This is a genomic window from Nonomuraea sp. NPDC047529 (genome assembly GCF_040642995.1).
Lineage (GTDB): Bacteria > Actinomycetota > Actinomycetes > Streptosporangiales > Streptosporangiaceae > Nonomuraea.
The window spans coordinates 1-2,185 of record NZ_JBEYTJ010000091.1 but is presented as its reverse complement, the minus strand read 5'-3'; the positions used below and the strand labels follow the sequence as shown (position 1 = coordinate 2,185).

2 protein-coding genes are annotated in these 2,185 nt (G+C 56.3%); both read left to right on the top strand.

The window, feature by feature from the left end; genetic code table 11:
* The coding region (locus ABZ815_RS52475; RefSeq protein ID WP_357711026.1) for a hypothetical protein at positions 1–1,293 on the top strand (1,293 nt) is incomplete at its 5' end.
* Positions 1,294–1,361: 68 nt separating this feature from the next.
* Entirely contained in the window at positions 1,362–1,943 is a 582-nt protein-coding gene (locus ABZ815_RS52470; RefSeq protein ID WP_357711023.1) for a hypothetical protein, read from the top strand.
* The last annotated feature ends 242 nt before the right edge of the window (positions 1,944–2,185 follow it).

Here is a 2,185-nt window from a genome sequence, read left to right as displayed (position 1 = left end):
GGCGTGCCTGACGGCAAGCTCAGCGACGGCTGGAAGCTTCGCTGGCGAGCCCGCGCAACCTCCAACGGTGTCAACGGCACGTGGACCGACTGGCACCCGCTAGAGGTTTCCCTACTTGTCGCTCGAACATCAACGGGCGTGACCACGAGCGCGGCTGCTGCTTCATGGACTCCCGAACGCATAAAAGTGGATGAGTGCCAAGACGACAACAAGCCATGGCTGTGGATCGACCGAAGAGCTGTCAGAAAAAACCGGCCAGGCGGCTGGCTGAAAAACCGCTTCTCATGGTGCTTCTGGGGATACACCTTCTCATACACTTATACGATCGATAAGAAAACCGGCGAGAGGGTGTATAACGAACAGAAGGGATACAGAGTCACCGTTATTGCCGAGACTTCGAATACCTCGCGTGACTTCGTCGTCAAGGTAGGGCTGGACGATTTTCACACGATTATGCCCCCTCGCGTAGGGCCGGAAAAGATCACTCGGGATGACCTCTACGCCGTGGCGGTGACATCCTCTGGCAACGGCACTAGCTGTCAGCAAAACTCGCCCACCCCGGGCCTTGAAAAGTACTCGTCCGCCATGCACTGGTGGGAAGACGCCGGAGGTAATCAACACACCTTCCATCTCACTTCCCCCACCAGCTTCGCATCTGACAAGCAGGCCATACACAACTGCCGCGTGAGCATAAATGTTCAATGGGAGTTCTCAGAGGACAGATGGAATGATGATCTCGGACCAGAAGTGCGCTGCGACACCTCTCCGGCGATCAGCCAATTCGGCGCCAAAAACGGAGGATGCGTTTTCCGGGGCATCACATCCTCGCTGGAGATAGGCAAGGGCGATGGCTGGGACGACGTCTATGATCATCTCAAACTAGCAAAGGATGATCCGGATTCCACGATTCCTACTTGGAATCACACCGATAAGGATATTCCGGGATTCTCCGAAAAGTATGCACTCAAGCGGGGCGGTTACCTGGGTATCGAGGACTACAATCGAGGGGCGGCGGTGGCTGAATGTGAACGAAAATGGGGGTATGGATACGCGGCCCGATATAACCTTGCCGCGCCTTGGGGTACAAGGTCGGGGCCAGGTGGGAGCTGTGACGAATTCCCCTTCAACGACACCTACCAAGGGGTCCGTTACACCAGGGACAAGGCGTTGAAGAATTATTCGGTCGCAGTAATCGATGGCACACAAAACAGCAACTTCGGAAGCGCGCAGAGCCTCTGGTACAGCAGAGATCGCGTGATCGACGGAGACAGATTCTTCATTAGATTCAAGTAAACTGTGATGCTCTGGCGCCTTCCTTTATGTGGGGGCGCCAGAGCATCCAGCCCACGATTGAGGTTCACATGGTCGAGATCGCACCTGCCTGGACGGCGACCCTAAAATACTACGAGGAGTTTTTGGCCCGTCATCCCGGCGTGGCAAGGCAGCAGTCATGGACCATTGTCCTGCCGGCCAAAGATGCGTCGCAGCAAGCCGTTGCCGAAATCGTCAGCGATGGCCGCCCCTTCAGGGTCGAACGCGGACATGTTGGCGAGTATATGGACTACCATGTAGCCGATATTGTCATAGAAAACTTCGGCAAAGCGCTAGTTCTTTACGAGACGGGATCTCAGCTCGGCCATGAACGAGTAACGGAAAGGCTGAGCACTCTCGGCGATGTATACGCCCTCTACTGGGACACGCACGCCAACAACAGCCTACGCCTTGCCCGGGCGGGCGAGATTCTCTTGAACCTTGACATTCTCGAACGCCGAACGTGGCCCTCCGACAGTGTCAATATCATGAAAGAGCTACGAATATTCGAAGCAACGGATAACGTACGGGCAGCTGCCATGGCCGCGCTGGATCTTCGATCAGGCTTCCGACTCACCAATGAATGGCTGGAAACAACTCACGATTCCGTCACCTTCCATTGGCATCCATAACTATAGCTCTGACTCGTGAAAGCGGGCCTGACCACTATTCGTGACCAGCCCTCGAAGTTTGGTTCTGATTGCGTTGGTTGCGGAAGGTCGGCACGCGGCCGACTGGAGGACCTGGTCGTCGGCGGCCCCAGCCATGAGTTGGGGCGCCCTAGTACTACAGCCTGATTTCGTGATGCATGAGCCAGCGTCTCCAATGGTGTCTGGCTCGGGCGCGGGTCTGGTGGTGGCGCCGGCGTTGGGAC